At 57.4% G+C, this 20,011-nt stretch carries 19 protein-coding genes; 5 read left to right on the forward strand and 14 right to left on the reverse strand.

Going from position 1 to position 20,011, the window contains the following annotated elements:
* Positions 1–32: 32 nt before the first annotated feature.
* The 7 genes from PQQ95_RS10960 to PQQ95_RS10990 all read right to left on the reverse strand — a co-directional run bounded on the left by PQQ95_RS10960 (position 33) and on the right by PQQ95_RS10990 (position 5,509).
* A complete protein-coding gene (locus tag PQQ95_RS10960; protein ID WP_408437396.1) occupies positions 33–302 on the reverse strand; it encodes a hypothetical protein in 270 nt (89 codons plus the stop codon).
* A gap of 152 nt (positions 303–454) precedes the next feature.
* On the reverse strand, positions 455–739 hold the full coding sequence (locus tag PQQ95_RS10965; RefSeq protein WP_408437397.1) for a hypothetical protein: 285 nt from the start codon (positions 737–739) through the stop codon (positions 455–457).
* A gap of 336 nt (positions 740–1,075) precedes the next feature.
* A complete protein-coding gene (locus PQQ95_RS10970; protein ID WP_408437398.1) occupies positions 1,076–1,825 on the reverse strand; it encodes a response regulator in 750 nt (249 codons plus the stop codon).
* A 208-nt stretch (positions 1,826–2,033) separates the two neighbouring features.
* On the reverse strand, positions 2,034–3,896 hold the full coding sequence (locus PQQ95_RS10975; RefSeq protein ID WP_408437399.1) for an ATP-binding protein: 1,863 nt from the start codon (positions 3,894–3,896) through the stop codon (positions 2,034–2,036).
* Between the two features lie 313 nt (positions 3,897–4,209).
* Positions 4,210–4,713, reverse strand: a complete 504-nt coding sequence (locus PQQ95_RS10980) for an OmpA family protein (RefSeq protein ID WP_408437400.1) — start codon at positions 4,711–4,713, stop codon at positions 4,210–4,212.
* Positions 4,706–5,026 carry a M35 family metallo-endopeptidase gene (locus tag PQQ95_RS10985; RefSeq protein WP_408437401.1) on the reverse strand — a complete coding sequence of 107 codons (321 nt, stop codon included), beginning with the start codon at positions 5,024–5,026 and terminating at the stop codon, positions 4,706–4,708. The genes PQQ95_RS10980 and PQQ95_RS10985 overlap by 8 nt, the downstream gene beginning before the upstream one ends.
* Before the next feature lie 3 nt (positions 5,027–5,029).
* Complete coding sequence (locus tag PQQ95_RS10990) at positions 5,030–5,509, reverse strand: hypothetical protein (protein ID WP_408437402.1); 480 nt, start codon at positions 5,507–5,509, stop codon at positions 5,030–5,032.
* Positions 5,510–6,448: 939 nt separating this feature from the next.
* Between PQQ95_RS10990 and PQQ95_RS10995 the strand changes: the two genes are divergently transcribed.
* Positions 6,449–7,060 (forward strand): type VI secretion system amidase effector protein Tae4, encoded by a 612-nt coding sequence (locus PQQ95_RS10995; protein ID WP_408437403.1) that lies wholly within the window; start codon positions 6,449–6,451, stop codon positions 7,058–7,060.
* An 872-nt stretch (positions 7,061–7,932) separates the two neighbouring features.
* On the opposite strand, the gene PQQ95_RS11000 is transcribed toward PQQ95_RS10995, so the two are convergent.
* Complete coding sequence (locus PQQ95_RS11000; RefSeq protein ID WP_408437404.1) at positions 7,933–8,688, reverse strand: hypothetical protein; 756 nt, start codon at positions 8,686–8,688, stop codon at positions 7,933–7,935.
* Positions 8,689–8,952: 264 nt separating this feature from the next.
* Here PQQ95_RS11000 and PQQ95_RS11005 point away from each other — a divergent pair, with 264 nt between their 5' ends.
* The gene (locus tag PQQ95_RS11005; RefSeq protein WP_408437405.1) at positions 8,953–9,579 is read left to right on the forward strand and encodes a tyrosine-type recombinase/integrase; all 627 of its coding nucleotides are present in this window, start codon (positions 8,953–8,955) and stop codon (positions 9,577–9,579) included.
* A 360-nt stretch (positions 9,580–9,939) separates the two neighbouring features.
* On the opposite strand, the gene PQQ95_RS11010 is transcribed toward PQQ95_RS11005, so the two are convergent.
* The 4 genes from PQQ95_RS11010 to PQQ95_RS11025 all read right to left on the reverse strand — a co-directional run bounded on the left by PQQ95_RS11010 (position 9,940) and on the right by PQQ95_RS11025 (position 13,942).
* The gene (locus PQQ95_RS11010) at positions 9,940–10,521 is read right to left on the reverse strand and encodes a 4-fold beta flower protein (RefSeq protein WP_408437406.1); all 582 of its coding nucleotides are present in this window, start codon (positions 10,519–10,521) and stop codon (positions 9,940–9,942) included.
* Between the two features lie 285 nt (positions 10,522–10,806).
* Positions 10,807–11,658, reverse strand: a complete 852-nt coding sequence (locus PQQ95_RS11015; RefSeq protein WP_074286267.1) for a carbohydrate ABC transporter permease — start codon at positions 11,656–11,658, stop codon at positions 10,807–10,809.
* Complete coding sequence (locus tag PQQ95_RS11020; protein WP_408437407.1) at positions 11,655–12,545, reverse strand: carbohydrate ABC transporter permease; 891 nt, start codon at positions 12,543–12,545, stop codon at positions 11,655–11,657. Before PQQ95_RS11020 ends, PQQ95_RS11015 begins: the two co-directional genes overlap by 4 nt.
* A 164-nt stretch (positions 12,546–12,709) precedes the next feature.
* Positions 12,710–13,942: an ABC transporter substrate-binding protein gene (locus tag PQQ95_RS11025; RefSeq protein ID WP_408437408.1), complete on the reverse strand. Its 1,233-nt coding sequence runs from the start codon at positions 13,940–13,942 to the stop codon at positions 12,710–12,712.
* 333 nt (positions 13,943–14,275) lie between these two features.
* Between PQQ95_RS11025 and PQQ95_RS11030 the strand changes: the two genes are divergently transcribed.
* From PQQ95_RS11030 to PQQ95_RS11040, 3 genes are all read left to right on the forward strand, one after another.
* Complete coding sequence (locus tag PQQ95_RS11030; protein ID WP_054035599.1) at positions 14,276–15,049, forward strand: SDR family oxidoreductase; 774 nt, start codon at positions 14,276–14,278, stop codon at positions 15,047–15,049.
* Positions 15,050–15,155: 106 nt separating this feature from the next.
* Positions 15,156–16,238: an ABC transporter ATP-binding protein gene (locus PQQ95_RS11035; protein ID WP_408437409.1), complete on the forward strand. Its 1,083-nt coding sequence runs from the start codon at positions 15,156–15,158 to the stop codon at positions 16,236–16,238.
* Between the two features lie 84 nt (positions 16,239–16,322).
* Positions 16,323–17,186 carry a MurR/RpiR family transcriptional regulator gene (locus PQQ95_RS11040; RefSeq protein ID WP_408437410.1) on the forward strand — a complete coding sequence of 288 codons (864 nt, stop codon included), beginning with the start codon at positions 16,323–16,325 and terminating at the stop codon, positions 17,184–17,186.
* A gap of 93 nt (positions 17,187–17,279) precedes the next feature.
* Here PQQ95_RS11040 and PQQ95_RS11045 read toward each other — a convergent pair whose 3' ends face one another.
* Together PQQ95_RS11045 and PQQ95_RS11050 are read right to left on the reverse strand one after the other, a co-directional pair.
* On the reverse strand, positions 17,280–18,317 hold the full coding sequence (locus tag PQQ95_RS11045; RefSeq protein WP_408437411.1) for a MerR family transcriptional regulator: 1,038 nt from the start codon (positions 18,315–18,317) through the stop codon (positions 17,280–17,282).
* 126 nt (positions 18,318–18,443) lie between these two features.
* Positions 18,444–19,982 carry a Fic family protein gene (locus PQQ95_RS11050; protein ID WP_408437412.1) on the reverse strand — a complete coding sequence of 513 codons (1,539 nt, stop codon included), beginning with the start codon at positions 19,980–19,982 and terminating at the stop codon, positions 18,444–18,446.
* Between the last annotated feature and the right edge of the window lie 29 nt (positions 19,983–20,011).

Here is a 20,011-nt window from a genome sequence, read left to right on the forward strand (position 1 = left end):
TGATCTGGCCTGCCGCCACACAGCCACCCAGGCTAGCTACCCTGATAGATATCGCACGACAGACCCACTACGCACGGTTGCCCGTCGCGGGTTCTGCCGTAACCATTGCGTCCGCCCGGTTGGGCTCCATAGTCCCATGTACTGTCGCCGTCCATCGGCATCGCTCGTTGCGATGCATTTATTGACTGCTGACTGGATGCGTGACTAGCGGCGTCTGACGGTTGCATTTCCTGAGAGTCGGCGGCGCCGGCCGCGGTGAGCAGGAATAGCACGACGATTACAGCCGAGGGTTGTACTTTCATTTCTTCACCTTCTCGTCATCAACGGATTGCGTTAGCGACGCCGAGCTTGCAACTGGCTCAGTTATGTCGAACTCAAACTTTGCGACCGCCCAATGCTCGTTGTGACGCCCATTCCGCTTGCTCTTGAAGCCGTCGCGCCTCTCTCTCGCCTGTTAGCTCCCGCCGAAAAAAACGTTGCATTGTGGATCCACCCGGCAAGGTCTGGCATATTTCGCACCGCTCTGTACCCGTGTGTCGGGTGTACCGCCGTATGCCTCCATCCCCGCACTCGGGTCAGAGGCTTGTGCTGCGGCGTTTTCTTGCGGGGCGGATTGAGAGGCTTGCGGTGTGTCTTGCGAATGCGCAACACCGGCCATGACAAACAGCACGACAGTGGATGCGACGATCAGTGGTGATTTCATGTTGGTTCCTTTATCAACGTTGAGTTTTCCATTCATGCGATTCGTTATTCGCGCTTCGCACGAGCCAAGACCGGTTCAACTCATTACGACGACCAACGCTTCGGGTGCACTCGACGAATGCCCCATCAGCGTTGCGGTCATATTCATTCTTGGTCAGGCGAAACGCCGTCGCAACACACATGCGTAGGCGGTGGAAAGCACGAGTCGGCGAAAGATGTATGTACTGTCGTTGTCCGATTCCCGGCGACATGTCGGATACGTGCTTCCCGATGGCGCGCCGTGGTGAACTATCCAGATGTGGGACGAGCGCGTGTCACGTCGCCGATACATTGGCGTATCGAATGCGACCGATCGAAAGCACGCTGGTTGAAGTCAGTCGGTTGGATGCCCGTCAGCTGGCGGCAGGCTTCGGTCAAGCGCCGGATCCGTGACCGGCGGGACGCCGAGCTTGATCCCGCTATCCGCCAGCATGACGATGAGTTCCGCACGGCGCCGCAGATTGAAATGCGCAAGCAGATGACTGATGTATTTCCGGACCGTAATGTCCTCGAGCCCCATTCTCAGGGCAATCGTCTTGGACGGAAGTCCGCGCACTAGCCACGCCAACGTTTCGAACTCTCTCGGCGTGAGTCCCAGTTCGGATGCATTGCTCGTTTCCGATTTGACGCGCGGCTGTCTATCCCCAGGTCCATTTGCCTGAGCCTTGTCAGTGCCCGTATCACGACTGAGGCTGGCGATGCTGGAGGCGGGCAGGAACACCCCCCCGGCAAGCACCGCGCTTATCGCCGCACGAAGCGCTTCAGGCGGCGACGATTTGGGCACGTATCCCATGGCGCGAAGCTGTATGCATCGACTGATGGTTTCCACGCGCTCGTCGGCCGATATCACAATCACCGGTAACGACGGTCGCGACTCCTTCAATTCGGCAAGCGCGTTGCAGCCGTTGCCGTCGGGCAGGTCGAGATCGAGAAAAACGATGTTCAGGAGCTCGCAAAGCGCATGATCCACCCCTCGCGACAATGTGCTGGCGTGCAGCAACTCGATGTCCGGAAAGAGCTCCGTCAGTAGAAGCGCCAATCCGGCTCTGAACAGTTCATGGTCGTCGACGATCAGTACGCGCATTCCATCGTCTCCTGGAACGGTCTTCGAGCCGAGCTGCGATTACCCATCGGACGATGGCCAAATCGGCAGTGATTGTCCGATATCTTCAGATCAGATAGTACACAGTGGCGGCTGATCTATAGGGCGTCGCCCGAAAAGTGGCGGTTTTCGCCCATCATTAGACGAATCAGGCGTACCCAAAGAACCGCCGCGCTCGGGATGTTTGCAGTCACTGATCGTTCGCGAGATCGGGTTTCTTCTTCCGCTGGGCGGTCACGTACCTGCTGATCTCCGCCAGCAGGTCTTTGGGGGCGGAGGATTTGCGCAATAGCACGAATGGTTCGGGAAAGTCGCGAAGGACGTGATCGGACAGCAGTTCGCCGGTGATAAATGCGACTGGAATAACGCCCGCCCACGCGAAATGACGCCTGATCCGATTAGCAACGTCCTTGCCGGTGGCTCCTTCGCGCAGACGGATATCGGCGACGATGAGATCGGGAATGCGACTGTCATCGGCAAGGATGGTTTCGAATCCCGCCATCGACTCGGCGGCGTACACGAGCGCGCCCGCGCTTGAGAAAAGACGCCTCAGGCCTTCGAGGACGGTAGGCTCATCGTCGCACAGGAGCATGAACGTGCCAGTGAGGTCGGGCGTGCAGGCGTCGCCATTCTGAGCATTTTCCCCGGCGGTCGGGGTTGATGCCGAAACCGTCGCGTAAAGGGAAAAGCGCGATCCGCGCCCTTCCACGGAGGCGAAACTCATGCTGTGTCCCGGCAGAATATGGATCGCACGATGCACAATCGAGAGCCCCAGTCCCAGCCCTTTCGAACGGTCGCGCTCCGGATTGTTGATCTGATAGTACTCGGAGAAGATCGCGTCCCGATGGGCGGGCGCAATGCCGATGCCGGTATCCCATACATCGACGCGCAGCCGTTCATTCAGTTGCACCCAGCCGAGCACAACGCCGCCCGATGACGTGTTCTTGATCGCGTTCGATACGAGATTTGATATGGACCGCTTGAAGAGCGACCGGTCGGTTTCGATGGACGGCGGGTATCTTCGCCGCCCGGCGATTCTTAGATCGATGCCACGCAATCGAGCCGTCTCCCGGTACTGCTCGAAGACCTCGGTCAATAGGCCGTGGGTGTCGACCGGTACGACGTGAGGAACATATGAGCCTAGCTCGCTGTAGTCCTGAATGTCCTTGAACATGTCGAGGATGTCGGACGCGGTCTCCTCGATGACATCGAGCTCGCGATCCACGGCGTATCCGTCTCTGATCCTCGTCCGGGCGCTTCGGATAAAAAGGTTGATTGCGGCGAGCGGCTGCTGGATGTCGTGGTACGCCGACGAAAAGAATCGTTCTTTCTCCTTGACGAGCTCTTGCATGCGTCTGTTCTGCTCGTTGACCGCGCGCGACGCCGCTTCGACCCGAGCCTTGGCTGCGCGCAAGGTGCGCCGGTACATGAATTCGCGCCTCGCGGCACGTTCCAGCGGGATGCTGAGCAGCACGCCGACGACAGCCATCAGCGGTAGCATGGTGGCGTGCGCAGCGACCGACTCCACGCGCAGTTCGACACTCCCGCCGACCGGTTTGAAATAAAGCATGATCAGATAACTGACGACGCATATTCCGAGTAGCCAGGTTGCCGTGATCACCCGAAGCCGAAAGGCCATGAATATCAGGAAAAGGGAAAACATCAGCACCGGATAGACTTCCCGCCAGCCAAGGTCGCCCGGATAGAACTGCAGCATTCTCAAGGTGGTGAACCAGCAACTGATCGTCCAGACACTGAGCAGCGCGACGGCCCAACGTTCATCGAGTGCGCGCGGGGTCCAGAGCAGCACGGGAATCGTCATGCCGATCGCGCCGGCGACTCGCAGGAGAATCAGCTCGTTGTGGTGCAGATGGGCGGGATCGAGTACGTTGAACCGGGAGAAGTCGCGGATGGAAAATACGATCCACAACGCGGTGAAGATGGTGATGGCGAGTCTGCGCTGTCCGGAGAAACGCCGCGCGTAGTCCCACCGGAACGCGCGCTCCTGAGCCGCCGAGCTGAACCTGCGCACCCTGAGGCCTGACGATCTCATGACGACGCTCGATCAGGAAGTTCGCCGCCTGCGGATGGGGCGGCGTGGAATTTAAACAGGATAGCAGGGTGTGGTTCGAAGTTATATATACAAATGTGGTGGGCGGGATGGGGTTGATGGAGCAGGAGTGGCTACATTTTTCCGGAGTCGATCGATGGTGGATGGTTGGAAGTGTTTTGGTTTATACGGCGCCTGCCCACGTTTGCTTGTGGCGCTCGTCGGTGCTCTTAAGCGTAGAACGAATAGGCACACTTAACGCTTGAATGAAAAACCCCGTCGAGGCGGGGCATGATGACATGTCCGAGCGTCAACGCTATTTGAGTGCCTTGCTGTTAGGCGTCACGCGAGGATCGTTGCAAAGACGCTCGCATCCGCCTTCGCATATCGGAACAAGAGTCACTGATATCTGATCGAGCGTCGCGTTGCCTTTGTCATCAACATCGGGTTCCTTGATGATTCTTGTATCAACCCAAACATTTTTTTCTTTTACGCCAAGTTGAACCAGATAGCTTTTAAGGATTGCTGCGCGCTCGGCCGCTATGGCCTTCGGGTTTCGCTCCTTGACGTACCCACCCGCGTAGACAATGCCTCTAATTTCGACGTTCGGCCATTGTTTCGCGGCAAGCATCATGTTCGCAATGTTGACGCGATCTGAATTTGAAATATCCGTTGAATTGAGAGGCAAGCTGCTTGTTATATCCTCTGAAATAGTACAGGCGCTTGCGCTACCTACGCTCGCAATAAAGCAAAGCGCCAAGAGACAGCGGATCGCTCGGGAGGGAAAATTCCTTTGTAGCATAGAAATATCCTTAGTCATTCAATCCAATGTAACAAGCCAAACTGTCCGTATTTCGGATTGCCTTGGCGGGGTTATCTTGCGCCCAGAACGAAAGCCCAATAGTGATGCCGTACATATCATCGGTTGAATCGAATACGTCCGTAAAATGGGTGCATTCGTGAATCAGCGTCAAGACCTGGCAACCGTGCCACAATTGCGATCGTGGTGAAGTGCAAAAATGTCCATATATCGCAATGATGCGCTTTGCGGTATCAGGTTTGCAGACCGCCGCATCAGTTGCTCCGTTATCTGGAAAGACGGTGCAAGTGATGTTGCGACTGAAGTCGCTCACCGTCTAGATGGTGAGTGCTGCGTGGGGGGGCGGCTGTTGGGTAGCGTCTGCTTCTTCGTTTGTCGCGGATTTAGCTTTTTGTTTGGCCGGGCTCGGCTTCGTGCCTGCCGGTGTTTTCGTCGTCGCTATTTGCGTTGCCTCTGCGAGAAGGCGCGCTGCACGGCTCGCGGTGATGCGGCTCTGTGGGATGCCCTTCGCATCGAGCGCGATCACCTGATACAACTCACGATCACACTCGAGTTCGCGTTGATACTGCTCTGCTTTGTCAACAAGCAATTCAAGCATGGTCTGCTGACGTCGTCTTTCGTCACTCGTGATGGCAGGATTCCTACATATTGAGGACGCGAGTGTGATCAGTGTGTTGAGTTGGCTCAACTGCCGGTTGCATAAGTCGAAAGTGGAGAGCGCAAGCTTTTCGTACTGGAGCGCGTCGACTGGCGGGCGTGAAACGGTTTGGGATTGTTTTGTAGGTTTGCTGCTCATGGTGCGACCTCCCTGGTACATCTCGGATCGCCCGACACTCGCTTGGGGAAGTGGGTGAGCGGGCACGAAGCGGGATTGGAAGACCGGCGCTAAACCAAACCGGCGAGCCTTGCGGCTCCCCCACCACGACCCGCCCATTGGAATATAGACGTGCAGAGGTAGACGCACGACCCGCGTGAGCGGGTGTGCGGATTTAGCTAGCAGGCTTCCAAACCTGACCGCCGGGTGTTTCCCGACGGCTTGATGATTATAAATCAGGACGAGCGGGTAGTGTTCAAGTCAGGCGCTAAATGGTCTGGTTTGGCCGATTGGACAAGGCGTGGATTGTCTTCGTAGACTTGCTACAGGACGGCATCGTTGCTGCGACAGGTGCCGCCTGGGGGCAACGATGATTCGAACGGTACGCTAGCTCTCGTTGGTTGTCTTCAATACCATGGTGCGGATTCCATATAAATTTGCCAGCGCCAGCGTAATTCGCGGGACTAAGCGCGCACCCCGTCAATGTTGATGCACATCAACCGCTTTAATGGTTTCTGACTTATCTCGTATCCGACTCTACAAACAAAGCTAGGATTTCACCGCCGATGCAAGCGGCCAATATTCGATGCGTCGGAGTGGTGACGCGTTAGCATCATTCCGGTCCACGACTGCAGTTCAATGATCATTGACGAAACGGACGGCGTTAGCAATTGGGTTGCCACTGCGGCATCCCGTCAATCTTCGGGTGCATCGAAGGACTTCGACGAACGGGTGCGATCCGTCGTTCGTGGGCGCAGTCCTGGCAGGTTATCCGTACTTCATCAAAACGGCGAACGGCCACACGTCACACGGTCAAACCGATGTCGACGGAAACCTGCCCTGCATCGAGACACAGGAACCGAGGGACTGCACGGTCGATTGGGGTGATGACGCCCGCGCGAAACAACAGGGAAACTGACAATGCCGAACAAACCGACTGTGGTTCGAACCAACTCAACACCGGGCTCCATCAAGGTAGTGGAACTGAAGGTGCTAACCTTCCAAGAACTGTGGGACAACTATCCATCGGGAGACCCATATGACGATCCAACTGGGGACTACAAGAATCAATGCGCAATCCGTATGAGCGTGATGTTTCATCGCGTCGGCGTCGAGATGAAATCGTTCTCGCAGAAACTCGTGAAGCCAATGCCTGGGAAGGACCCCCTCGGGCGACTCATGCTGGACGGCAAGCCAGCAGCGACGCGTGCCTACGAACTGGCCGAATGGCTAAAGCTTCGCCCAATCGCCGGTCTCGCTGTACCGCAAGACATAACAGGTCCTCGATGGCGGGATAAAGTAATGAGACGCACGGGAATCATATTTTTCTTCGGATACTGGCAACAAGATGGCGATTCCCACGACAATCTAAGCGGCGGTCATATTGATTTGTGGAATGGAGCTAGACTGACTAATAACGGGATTCTTGGTGCCGCAGAAAATTTTCTTCGCTTCACGCTAAACCGACCCACCGGCCCTGGCTTTTCGGACTTAAGCAAATCAAAACAGATTCTGTTCTGGGAAATGAAATGAAGAGGCTGTGGGGCACGTTGCTTGGCGGGGCAATCGGGTTTGCCGTGGCATTGCTCCTAGGTGATTTGGGCAGCTTGAATCACTGGCCGGAAAAGCCATATCACGGATGTTACGAAATTGATGCTTGTAACGTCCCTTGGTGGATTTTGACAATCTTCGTTTTATGGATTTTGGGCCCATCCATGATCTATGGATATGTCGGTTACGTCGGTCTCGGCCGCAAATGGTCAACTGTCCGATGGCTTGTCACCGGATCAATTCTGTTTTTTGGAACGATTGCCTTCTACCTATCTTGGTATGCCTACAGAGCGTTCATTTAAGTGCAAGGGAATTGTCGCAATGACGAACTTAGCAATCACGTTTACGACCTTCGCCTTTGCAATCGCACTTGGCGATGACGCAGGTGTTACGCATTGCGCATCCGGGTAAGCGATCTCGTAAGCGGGGCAGTCTTGTCGCTTATCATTATTGGCGTAGTCCCTGCCCGCTATCGCTAGTTATCGCGTCGACGATCCTGAAGGAGTGCCCTCAACTCTGGGATATACGGTTGGAAAGCGTTTTCAAGCCTTCGCACGTTGTCGACCAGCCAAGTCACCATGGTTGCCCAATTTGCCTTCGCATATCCGTCGAATTGCGATGAGGCGCCTATGCTGCCGTTCGCGTCCTTGCGAGGTAAGGCTGTGCATGCCGGTTGCATGTGGCAGGACCTGGCTATGAAGAGACTGCCGCCCGAAATGTCCCTCGGGCATTCAGAAGGCAACATTAACCGGCAAACGGTCATTCGTCCGCCAGAAGCCAGTGGTGCGTCATTGATTGAAGCGGCCCCTCGCTACCGCATCGACTATAGACACATAGATCGTCACTGTGACTTGTCACGGAGCCCAACTGTCATATTTCTTGACCGAAGATATTTCGCCAAGAATGTCTTCAAGTTTAAATGTCTTCAAAAGCACCTCGCGATATCGATCGGTCGCTTGCTGTAGCTCTGACAATCGAGCAATAGGGTCTTCATCCCGCAGGTACCGTTTCAGTTCGACAAAAAAAGCATCGACGTCGCCAATATTGATTTCGACTACATCCTCATCAATGAAAGGAGCGCTTTCGGAGCGATCCGTAGAGATTGCCGAAGCCTCATTTTCCCCGATGTCGTTGAACGAAAGCGCCCGTCGCTTGCCGTCCACGCCAGCGGGGAATGCTCCTGGCCCCGTTTCGGCGAGAGGAAAACGGCCGTCGGCAAGAATCATTTCAGCGTGAAAAAGTATGCTGCCTTTTCCCGGAATAACTGCTCGATATGCGTCGGCAAAATTGTTATCGACTATTCGCAACTCATCCAGCAGATCGCACGTCATTTTTTCCATAACGGCAAGATTGGATGATTGGCGTTGGAGGAGCGAAATGACACGATGACGATTCAGCGAAAAACTATGATTTTCGAGACCGTTATCATACGTTTCCAATGCGGCGCGCAATTCGTTGAGCAGCACCTCATACAGTTCAATAATTTCGTACGAAAGCACTAAGATTAAATGGAGCTGTGCGGCGGTTCGTCGATTGTTACGCTTACGTGCCGCTTCTGCGATAGACAGCACGTCCAGTTTTTGAAGCAGAAATTTTAGCAACCCTAACACTGAATTTCTCCAGAATAAATTTTCGTTAAGTTTAAGCGACGGTTTCAAGAATGAAATCAATATTCTTGTTTGTTAGTGCCATTTGCTGAGCGACTTATAACAGATTCTGGTAGAAACGGTGGGTTCATGCTTTTGGTTGCTGGGCGTTCGGGACGACTTTGATGCCTGCCCGGCCAACGACCCTTTCCGTAGAGACACCGCGCGCTCAAATCCCTCCAAGCGGGCGTCGCGGTCGGGTACCACAATCGAACTCCCATCATCTCTGTGGGAGGCTGCGATGAAAGCGAACAATCCCGTGAGGCATGGAACAAGGGCAAGCTGGTCGGTCAGAAGCCGCCTTTGCGGCCGAAAGACGTCTGGGCCATCCGGATCCACCTTCAGAACGCCCATGCTGTCAGCGATCTCGCCCTGTTCAACCTTGCGATCGACAGCAAACTGCGTGGTTGTGATCTTGTCAATCTACGAGTCCGCGACGTCACGAGCGGCAATCAGGTCCTGCCGCGGGCGCAAGTCATCCAGCGAAAGACGCAGCGCCCTGTCCAGTCTGAATTGACCGAGTCGACCCGGAAGGCGGTCGGCGCATGGCTTGAGAAGGCTGCCCTGAGGTCGGAGCAGTACCTTTTCCCAAGCCGGCTATTGGCGTCCCCGCATCTTTCAACCCGGCAATATGCGCGGATGATACGTCGATGGGCGGGAGCAGCGGGCCTCGATCCGACAGCGTACGGCACGCATTCGATGCGTCGTACGAAGGCAACGCTGATTTACAAACGCATGAAGAACCTCAGGGCAGTGCAGTTGCTGCTCGGCCATAGCAAGATTGAAAGCACAATCCGCTACCTTGACATCGAAGTCGACGACGCGCTTGAGATCTCGGAGCAGACTGAAATCTAACGTAGTTGGTTGCGGCCGCGCGAATCGCTGTTACGTCGGGATTCGTGCGGTCGCTCTCTAGCGCGATCCTCTTGGGACAAAAACGGTGGACTTGTGCCAGCGTCGCTGTCGCAGGGCAATCATCCTCGAGCCGCTTCGGCCCGGAAAGCTGCTGGACAGCCTATGCGTTCGACTCGGCCATTGCGGGCGCTCGATGTTCGGATGCCGCACGGCTGTTGCGGGCTACTTTGCCGTCGTTGGCCACTAAAAGGTTAGACAAGATCAGCGCTGCCTTCCGCAGCGGGGGCAATCCGTAGTGAGTTCTGGGATCGTTTGGTCTTTTTGGGGTGGCCTCAGCGCATGAGAAATGCACGCCAGCCCCTACTTCGTCCCTTCGCCGAGCAGGAAATTGCAAGGTGTCTCACCGAACCTGCCGGCAAGAATCGGTTGGATCGGCTCGATTTGTGTGATCGACCGAATTGGCTTGATATGCCGGATCGATTTGATCGGCTCGATTTGCGTTATAGAAGTCATGACCTGAGAAGTGGCACATGACGCCGTCCCGTCGTGTCCGTAGATTGCCCCCTTCACGAACCATCCAAGGTGCTTGCCGTTGAACCCGTAGACGTTATACCCATCAGGGCCTTTTTCGAGGTATGCAGCAGGCGTGCCGCTCCAAGTGTAGATGGTCATTTCATCGTCCAGCGCAATATACGCTTGAGCCCTGCCGCTTGCGTCGAAGAGCGACACCTCGTCATCTGCGTGCGCGACGACACCATACGCCACGACAACCAACGGAAAAATCCAACGAATGAATCGCTGGATGGTCTGACGAGTCTGCATGATGTTCCCCGGTTTTATTATTTCAGCGTGCCGGTCTAGCGCCCGCCCGGCCACCATTCTAATCCGAAGGTTGAAAGTAAGGCCATTGGGTTCAGCATCGACGACCTCGAGCTTACTCACCTGTCAGTTCGTTCAGAGGTTTGGCTTCTGCGTCGGTTCGCATCTGCTGCCACGACCTGTTGCGCTTGCTCATCGCCTGGACAGACGGTCTAAGGCTTGCTGTGACAGCTATAGTCGGTTGGCGGCCGCCTTGCGGCTCAATGTAGTCACCCCACTGCATTCCGCCATATTGCCGACGTACAACCCAAGGCGCCCGAATGGCAGCAATGGCCGACGACCTGTCGAATCAAGTTCCGGCTAATGCAGATGAGACGCTCGCGGTGGACCGAGACCCCGCGCCCATCCCTACTTCACCGCCCCCAACGCCAACCCCTTCACCAAGAACCGCTGCAACCAGGCAAACACAATCGAAACCGGCAACGTCGCACAAAGAGTAGCAGCCATCACCAAATGCCACTCAACAACATACTTCCCAGCCACCATATCGGTCACTTGCACGGTCAAAGTCTTATTCTCCGGCGACCGAATCAACGTATAAACCACCGCAAACTCATTCCAGGCATTGATAAAAGTAAAGATCGCCGTAACAACAATCGCAGGCACGGCAAGCGGTAGAAAAACCTTAAAAACAGCCCTCGTCCTCCCACACCCCTCTAACCAAGCCGCTTCCTCCAGATCCCTCGGCACCGTCTGAAAGTAAGAAGACAACATCCAAACCGCAAACGCGATATTGAAAGCCGCATAAGAAACGATAACCCCAATCTTGGAGTCAACCAGATTCCCATCCCCATAAGGAATCATCGCAGCCAGCCGGAACAACCCCACAACCAGCAAGATCGGCGACAACATCTGCGTCACCAGCAGAAACTGCGAATACAGCCCTTTCCCACGAAACGGAAACCTGGCCAACGCATAAGCCGCCGGCAAGCTCACCGCCAACGCCAGCGCAGTCGACAAAAAGCTAATCACACAGCTATTCCTCAGCGCGACACCAAAGTTAGCCGCAACCCACATATCCGAAAAATTGCTCCACTGCCAATGCACTGGCAACCACCGCGCCGGATAAACAAAAATCTCCGTAGCCGGTTTCAACGCAGTAAACAACATCACAGCAAACGGAAACAGCACCGCCACTATGAGAGGCGAAAGCGCCAACCAGCACCACAACGACCGCTTCATCTTGACGCTGAGACTCATGAGGTCTCTCCTTCTTTCGCGGGTTGCAAGCGCAGATAAGCGATCGAGAAAACGAACAACATAACGAGCATGATCAGCGACACCGCAGCCGCTTCACCAGGACGTCCCAGCCGGAACCCAAGCTCATAAAGATACGTAACGAGAATATGCGTCCCGTTATCCGGCCCACCTTGCGTCATCACCCAGATAATCGGAAAAGAATTGAACACATAAATCACGTTCAACAGAATCGTCATGTTGATGAACGGCCGCAAGAGCGGCATCGTCAGCTTGCGAAACTGTTGCCACGCACTGGCGCCATCCATCCGCGCCGCTTCATAAATATCCCCCGGCACCGACGACAACCCGCCCAGCAGAATCGTTACCGTAAAGGGAATCGACACCAGAATACCAACCGCGATCTCCACCGGAAACGCGAGTTCCGGCGTCGCGAGCCAATGTATCGGACCGCTGATCAACCCAAGCCGCTGCAACGTGACGTTGACCATGCCGTAGTCATCGTTGAAGGCCCAGCGCCACACCACGGCGGTCATCGTCAGCGAGACGGACCACGGCAGCATCACAATCGTGCGCGCCACGCCGCGTCCATAGAAATCCTGATTCAGCACCAGCGCAACCGGCACCGAAATCAGCACCGTGCCGCCCACCACGCACACGGTCCAGACAATCGTCCGCTTAGCGGCAGCAAGAAACGCAGGGTCCGCGAAAATCGTAGCGAAGTTCTGCAGACCGGTGAAATCGCGGATCGCGCCGAAGCGCGAGACCTCGTGCAGCGATTGCCACACGATGTTGAAAATGGGGTAACTGATGATGAAAAGCGCCAACACCAGACTCGGCGCAATCAGCAACCAGGGCGCCTGGGGGCGCGAAGAAGCGGAACGGCTCATGCGTGCTCGATCGTAAGACGCGTCCACATTTAAAAAGCGGGCGCGACGGGATGGGCCGGATAGTGCATTACGGACATGACAACCGAAACGCGCGCAGCCTTCGCAACGGCGGCGCGCGTTCCGTGTTCAGCAAATTTCAGCAAATCACCACGAGACTACGCGCTTCACTTACCGAGCGACTTGTTCGCTTGCGCAGCCGCGGCATTCAATGCGTCAGCGGGCTTCGCTTTGCCCAGGTAGATCGATTGCATCGAATCGGTCACAGCCTTCGCGGTGTCTTCCCAACCGGTCACAGTCGGCGCAAAGTGAGCCGTCGGCAACAGCGCGACGAAAGCTTTGGTATCCGGATCGTTGAACGCCGGATCGGTCGCCTCAGCCTTGGTGGTCGGCAGGAAGCCTTCGGTCGTCGTGAACTCGACGCGCGGTTCCTTCGTGAACAGATAGTCGAGGAACTTCCAGGCCGACTTCTTCACCTTCGAGTTCTTGAACATCACGATCGAATCGGTCACGGCATACGTGGCGTGCGTGGTGCCCATCGGGATCGGATCGATGCCGTACTTCAGGTTCGGCGCTTCCTTCTTGATCTGCTTGGCGAGGAACGGTGCGGAGATCATCATTGCCACGCGGCCTTGCTTGAACAGATTCTGTACGTCTTCGCGGCTGTAGCCGGTCACGCCAGGCTGCGTCAGGCCGTCGTCGATCAGCGTCTTGTACAGCGTGGCCGCCTTGACGCCGGCCGGCGAATTGAACGCTGCCTTGCCGTCCTTGCCGACCACATCGCCGCCGTTGGTCCACAGGGCGTAGTAATAGTAGACGTCCGTTTCGATTTCCTTGCCTTGCAGACCGAAGCCGGCAACGCCCTGCGCCTTCAGTTTCTTCGACGCATCGATCACGTCATTCCACGTTTTCGGGCCGTCGGGATAGCCGACCTTCGCGAGCAGATCCTTGTTGTAGTAGAGCGCGCGTGCGGACGCGGCGATCGGCAGGCCATACACCTTGCCGTTGATTTCGCCGGGTGCGAGGAACGGGCCGATGAAGCGGCCCTTGAAGCTGGCGTCCATGTAGCCGTCGAGCGGCTCGGCGACGTCGTCCTTCACGAAGTCGAGCAGCCAGCGCGTGCCGACAATCGCGAGATCGGCGTTGGCGCCGCCGGAGATGTCCGTTTGCAGTTTCTGTTGCAGCGTGTCCCAGTTCACATCTTCGATCTTGATCGTGGTGCCGGGATTGGCCTTCTCGAAGTTGCGGGCCATTTTTTCGAAGTACGGCGCGGTCGCATCGCTGTAATGCGCGACCGTCACGCGAACCGTGTCGGCGTGAGCCGCGACAGCAATACCTGCAAACGCGAGCGCCACGGCAACTTTGCCTAGCGCGAGGGAAGCACGGGCATGCAACGACATTTCTCTCTCCTGTGTCGATCGGAGTTAGTGCACCGCACTTGCTCCGGTCCCATCCAACGATGGTGGGGGTGGTTTGCTGCCGTCGCCGGCCGCTTTGGGTTAAATTGTTTGAAAAAATCCTACATGACGCAAAATAGCTTGTCACGTAGGGTCTGCCATATTTTTTCTCAGCCAGTTTTGTGCATAAGATGCTGTAAAGCAGGGGTATTCTGCATAACGCGAAGTCACGGATACCCAATCTTCGGGATGACTAGACAACTGTTCGACACCGGGTTTGTAGGAAATTTACACGCTAAACCGGCGCTGCAACGGGGTTGAAGGGCGAGGGCGGACATGAATCGTGTGGTGTTGGTGACGGGCGCTTGCGGCGGGATCGGCAGCGTGTTGTGCAAGCGTTTCGTGGAGCAGGGCGACACCGTGTTGGCGCTCGATGTCGACGCGGTCGCGCTGCACGGATTGGTTGCGCAACTCGGCGACGCGCATGTCACGCCGATCGCGGTCGACCTGGGTGACGCTGCCGCAGTGCAGCAAGCGGTTGCCGAAGCGGTGAAAACGCGCGGCCCGGTGGACGTGCTGGTCGCCAACGCGGGTGCCGCGAAAGGGTTGACGCTCGCCACGACGGACGCTGCCAGTTGGCAGCGCGACATCCATCTGAATCTGAACGGCACGTATCACTCGGTGGAAGCGGTGCGCGCGTCGATGATCGAACGGCAGAAGGGCGTGCTGGTGCTGATCGGCTCGGTGAACGGCATGGCCGCGCTCGGGCATCCGGCGTATAGCGCGGCGAAAGCGGGGCTCATCAGCTACACGAAAGCGCTGGCGATCGAACTCGGCCGCTATGGCATCCGCGCGAACATCGTTTGTCCGGGCACGGTGAAGACGCAGGCGTGGCAGGCGCGCGTCGACAAGAACCCGCAGGTCTTCGAGGATCTGAAAAAGTGGTACCCGTTGCGCGACTTCGCGACACCGGACGATATCGCCGATGCGGTGCTGTTCCTTTCATCGCCGATGGCGCGCGTGATTACCGGCGTCGCGTTGCCGGTCGACGGTGGACTGATGGCCGGCAACCGTTTGATGGCGGAAGAGCTGACGCTCGAATCGCTTTGAATGAACTGGATTCGTTTTGAACTGCTTTGACCCGGTAGCGCGGCGTGTTCTTTGCTCGATGAAGCAACGCAACACGTCCGCATGACAGCACGACGATGAGGACAGCATGGCAGCAGTGCAACTGAGCGGCATCTTCAAACGCTATGGCGACACGCAAGTGGTGCACGGCATCGATCTCGACATCGACGACGGCGAGTTCGTCGTGCTGGTCGGCCCGTCGGGTTGCGGCAAGAGCACGCTGATGCGCATGGTGGCCGGACTCGAAGAAATCAGCGGTGGCGATCTGATGATCGGCGGCACGCGCGCGAATACGCTCGCGCCGCAGCAGCGCAATATCTCGATGGTGTTCCAGAGCTACGCGCTTTATCCGCATCTGTCAGTCTACGAAAACATTGCGTTCGGGCCGCGGATTCGCAAGGAATCGTCGGCGAGTTTCAAGCCGCGGATCGAAGCTGCCGCGAAGATGCTGAACCTTGGCAGTTATCTGGATCGCTTGCCGCGCGCGCTCTCGGGTGGTCAACGTCAGCGGGTGGCGATGGGCCGCGCGGTGGTGCGCGAGCCGTCGCTGTTTCTGTTCGACGAACCGCTGTCCAATCTCGACGCCAAATTGCGCGTGCAGATGCGCACGGAAATCAAGGCGCTTCATCAGCGTCTGAAGAATACGGTGATCTACGTCACGCACGATCAGATCGAAGCGATGACGATGGCCGACCGCATCGTCGTGATGAACGCGGGGCGGATCGAGCAGGTTGGCCGTCCGCTCGATCTGTACGACCGTCCGGCGAATCTGTTCGTCGCGAGTTTCCTCGGTTCGCCGTCGATGAATTTCGCCGAAGGCGTGTTGGTCAATCGGACGGAAGGGCAGGGTTTCGCGTTAAAACTCACGGACGGTGGCGAGATCGTGCTGGAAGGCACGCCGGCCTCAGCGGTAGTGGGCGCAAAAGTCACACTCGGCGTACGCCCCGAACACATTGAAACGCTGGCTGACAGGCCGGATGCCACCATGGAAGTCGAAGTGGTCGAGCCGACTGGCGCCGAGACCCATTTGTACGGGAAAATAGGCGGCAGCACGTGGTGCGTGACGACTCGCCAGCGCTCGAAAATCGAGCCCGGTCAGCGTGTCACGCTGCGTCTGCCGGCCGAGCATATTCATCTGTTCGATACGGAGAGTGGACGCAGGCTGGTCTGAACCGCGTGTTGTCGCTTGAGGCTGATTCAAGCTGATTGAAGCTGCGGCGCGACGCGGATTCATTTAACCCTTAAGGAACACCGGGTGTCCGCACCGAACTTGATTCCCCACATCCGCGGCGCGCTGGCCAATCTGCGGCCCGCCGAGCGCAAGGTCGCCGAGATGGTGCTGAGCGACGTCGACTTTGCGATGCGCGCGAGCATCACCGAACTCGCGCAGCGCGCGGAGGTGTCCGAGCCTTCCGTCACGCGCTTTTGCCGCGCGATCGGCGCGCATGGTCTGCGCGACTTCAAGATGCAGTTGGCGCAGAGCGTGGCGGGCGGGGTGCCGTATGCGTCGACGGCGGTGGCGCGTGACGATGACGTTCAGACGTTGATGGATAAGGTGGGTGAGGCTGCTGTCGATGGGATCACGCATGCGTGTAGTGCGTTGGATCCGGCGGTGGTTGAGAGTGCGATTGCGGCGTTGTCGAGCGCGGGGCGGGTTTTCTTTTTTGGCGTTGGGTCGGGGTCGGGACTTGTTGCGCAAGATGCGGCTTTAAGATTTTTGCGGCTGGATATTGCGGCGACTGCGTTTACCGATGGTCATTTGCAACGGCTTTACGCGGGGCTGATGGAACCGGGTGATGTGGCGTTTGCGATTTCGCATTCGGGACGCAGCGTCGAAGTGAATGAAAGCATTCAGATCGCCAAGGAGCGTGGCGCGACGACGATTGCGTTGACTAATGTGGGCTCGCGGTTGGCGTGGCTGGTCGATATTCCGCTGCTGCTGCGCGTGCCGAGTCCGATTGATCCAAATACGCCGGGCGTGTCCCGGCTCGTGCATCTGTGCATCATGGATGCGCTGGCGATCGGCGTCGCGTTGAAGGCGCGGCCCAAGACGCTTGAAAAGATGCGGCACGCAAAGGCGCGGTTATCGTCGCATGAGCCGGAAGCGGCGGGGGATTGAGCAGGCGCGCGAGAAGCTTCGTCCTTCAGGGTGCGAAGGATGTTCAACAGTCCGGTTCGCATCAACAATCTCCCGCGACCCATGCGTAAACGGTCACGCTGCTTGAGGACGCCAGGCGATCATGCCGGCAGTCCGCGCCCGAACCTCCGGCGTAGCCAAACAGGTCGCAACGGCTTCATATCCCGGTGTGCCCGGATAGGGCACCACGAGCGTAGGCGGGCTGTGATTGGCGGGGCAGAGAATAATTGATTCATCCGGGCCGATTGCCGCCAGATCCAGAATCGCTGAAGAGCGCGTCATTAGAAACAGCGGGCGCGTACTCACTTTGGCGCGTTGGCGGAGATGGATGATCAATGCTTCCTGCGTGGCTTGATCTAGCCCTTGCTCCACCATGTCGACAACCAACGTGGCTGGCCCTTCAGCCTCCAAATCGACGAGCAACGTGGTGAGGGCTTCCGATTCTGTCGCGCCTTCTCCGGTGAGCCAGGCAAGCGTCTCATCCACGCGTGAGTTGAGCGCTGCATCCGCTTGCAGGCGCGCGATGGTATTGGCATGTCCATCGTTTAGCCGTTCGAGACCGAGGAAAACGGCATTCGGTAGATGCTCAGCCAGGCATTTCGCCAGCCGTGTCTTACCGCTTCCCAAAGGGCCGATGATGTAGTTCAGCGGTCGGATGTCGTGAAGTTCGAACCGTTCGCCACCCCAAGGCCAAGGCAGATCGAAGGCCGTGGTGAATCCGACGGACGGGTTGAGCAGGCGCGCCAGTTCTCCGTCGGCCGGTGCCTGACCTCGGGCGAGATCCGACCGAAGCCCCCTGACCTTGGCTATTCTGTCCACGAGCTGGCGAATCTCCGCTTCAAGCGTCGCCTCGTGAGCAGCCAACGCGGGCTCCAGACTCTGCGGGTCGCCTTTCAACACCTGCGCTACCTGAGCGAGACTGAGGCCAAGTGCGCGCAGGGCCACGATCTCTGCCGCACGATTCATCTCCTCGGGACCATAGGTGCGGTACCCGGAGACCGTGCGTGTTGGCGTCACCAAGCCTCGTTGTTCGTAGAGTCGCAGCGCCTTGGTCGAGACGCCGAGTTGTCTCGCCGCTTCGGAAGCACTCAAAAATGGAGTGGAACAACGCATGAGTCACCTCTTCGTTTGTAGACCACGCACATCATGGAGTTGGCCCTTGGGGCCGAGTCAACAAGATATTGAGCGGTGCAGCACCGCTTTCGCGTTTGTTTCGTGTCACCCGTGTGCCGGCAATGACTAGCGGTTGTTCTCGTCTGAAAATGCTTCGGTGATCGCCTGCACGATTTGCGCGCTCAATTCTGGCCGCTCGTCAAACAGCGGATAGCGCTTGCGCAGGGTGTTCGACACGCTGTTGCCGTTCTGGCGGACGCTTCGAATGATGCCGTCCAGATCGTTGTCTGGCGCTTCGAGAAATTCTTTGATGGCGCGCCGCGCTGAGTCGTTGGCGTGCAGAAAGCGCGCTTCGGTGCGCATTTCATGCGTGAGTGTCATGTCGATCACGTCGGCAAGATAAGTGACGTGTGCGGTCAGATCTGGATAGCGCCAGGCGGGCAATGCGTCGTCATAGGCGCGGAAGTGCAGGTTGTATTCGACACCGTCATCCGCGCTCTCGGTCTTGCCGAACGTGTACTGGTCGGCATAGTGATTCATCAACGGGCGCGAAAAGCGTTCGAGCACTTTGTCGTAAGCGGCACGATCGCGCGTGCTGTGGGTGATCGTGGCGGACACCGGCAAGATGATGGGCGCAGGCACTGCGCCGTCGCGACGCAGGATGTCGTTGATCAGGAAGCGCGAAATGCGGCCGTTACCGTCAGCCATAGGGTGCACGTAGACGAAGCCGAACGATGCCGCGGCAGCACGCACGATCGACGCACCCCCTTCGGTCCGTTCCAGAAAGCGGCTAAGCCCTGCGAGCATCGTTTCGATGTGTTCCCAATGCGGCGCGATGTAGTCGACCACCGGTTGATAGCGTGCGGTGTGTCCCACATACACCGGGGAGCGGCGGATGCCGTAACGCAGGGCCGACTGTCCCAGGATGCCGCGCTGCAAGACGTCGAGCGTTTCAGCGTCGAACGGATTCGCATGCTGTCCGCATTCGCTTTCCATGACCGCGGCAAAGCGGCGGATCCGATCCTCTTTGTCCTGCTCGTGTTCGATCAGAAAGCTCGCGCGGCTTTCTTTGACAGTCAGCCAGACGGCGCTGCGCATGATCAGATCGATGCCGTAGTCCGCTTCCAGCGCGGCGAGCGGTGCGGCAAGATCGTACGCTTCGGCGTGCCGAACGGCTTCGACGCGTCGAATCACCGGGCAAAAATCCCGACTGCCCGGCAGGTTGTCGCGTACACGCCAACGCGCGTTGTTGACAGGGGTACCTACGATGAAGTCCTCGGGATTTAGTGCATCGACATAGTTTCCCCGGGAGACGCCCGATGCGTTTAACGGCTCCGGCATCAACCACTCATAAAAGAAGCAGGCGCGGCGGGCATACGCGCCTGTGGGTTCGCGTGCGATCCATGCCTCCAGTTCGTGGCGCACCGGCTGCAGCGCATAGAGTCGCGCGAGAAATTCCAGGTGAATGCCCTCGTGGCGGAAGGCGAAAGTCAGGTTGTCGATCAGGCTGGCGGCCGGACGATAACGTTCGGGGTAAACCTCACGGCGGATGTCACCGTCGGTGGACGTCGAGCGAATCCGGCCGATTTCACTTTGAACGGCGAACGGGTGGACCGGTACGACGCCGTACGTGTTGGATAGCCATTGATAACCGATCTGCGGCATGACTTTTCGATCCGGGGCGGGGGCGCGCG

It is taken from the genome of Paraburkholderia caffeinilytica (genome assembly GCF_046030355.1).
GTDB lineage: Bacteria > Pseudomonadota > Gammaproteobacteria > Burkholderiales > Burkholderiaceae > Paraburkholderia > Paraburkholderia caffeinilytica_B.

What these genes read in the sequence shown, in the direction of transcription:
- PQQ95_RS10960 (WP_408437396.1), bottom strand. Translation starts at nt 302, where the DNA reads ATGAAAGTACAACCCTCGGCTGTAATCGTCGTGCTATTCCTGCTCACC.
- PQQ95_RS10965 (WP_408437397.1), bottom strand. Translation starts at nt 739, where the DNA reads ATGAATGGAAAACTCAACGTTGATAAAGGAACCAACATGAAATCACCA.
- PQQ95_RS10970 (WP_408437398.1), bottom strand. Translation starts at nt 1,825, where the DNA reads ATGCGCGTACTGATCGTCGACGACCATGAACTGTTCAGAGCCGGATTG.
- PQQ95_RS10975 (WP_408437399.1), bottom strand. Translation starts at nt 3,896, where the DNA reads ATGAGATCGTCAGGCCTCAGGGTGCGCAGGTTCAGCTCGGCGGCTCAG.
- PQQ95_RS10980 (WP_408437400.1), bottom strand. Translation starts at nt 4,713, where the DNA reads ATGACTAAGGATATTTCTATGCTACAAAGGAATTTTCCCTCCCGAGCG.
- PQQ95_RS10990 (WP_408437402.1), bottom strand. Translation starts at nt 5,509, where the DNA reads ATGAGCAGCAAACCTACAAAACAATCCCAAACCGTTTCACGCCCGCCA.
- PQQ95_RS10995 (WP_408437403.1), top strand. Translation starts at nt 6,449, where the DNA reads ATGCCGAACAAACCGACTGTGGTTCGAACCAACTCAACACCGGGCTCC.
- PQQ95_RS11015 (WP_074286267.1), bottom strand. Translation starts at nt 11,658, where the DNA reads ATGAGTCTCAGCGTCAAGATGAAGCGGTCGTTGTGGTGCTGGTTGGCG.
- PQQ95_RS11020 (WP_408437407.1), bottom strand. Translation starts at nt 12,545, where the DNA reads ATGAGCCGTTCCGCTTCTTCGCGCCCCCAGGCGCCCTGGTTGCTGATT.
- PQQ95_RS11025 (WP_408437408.1), bottom strand. Translation starts at nt 13,942, where the DNA reads ATGTCGTTGCATGCCCGTGCTTCCCTCGCGCTAGGCAAAGTTGCCGTG.
- PQQ95_RS11030 (WP_054035599.1), top strand. Translation starts at nt 14,276, where the DNA reads ATGAATCGTGTGGTGTTGGTGACGGGCGCTTGCGGCGGGATCGGCAGC.
- PQQ95_RS11035 (WP_408437409.1), top strand. Translation starts at nt 15,156, where the DNA reads ATGGCAGCAGTGCAACTGAGCGGCATCTTCAAACGCTATGGCGACACG.
- PQQ95_RS11045 (WP_408437411.1), bottom strand. Translation starts at nt 18,317, where the DNA reads ATGCGTTGTTCCACTCCATTTTTGAGTGCTTCCGAAGCGGCGAGACAA.
- PQQ95_RS11050 (WP_408437412.1), bottom strand. Translation starts at nt 19,982, where the DNA reads ATGCCGCAGATCGGTTATCAATGGCTATCCAACACGTACGGCGTCGTA.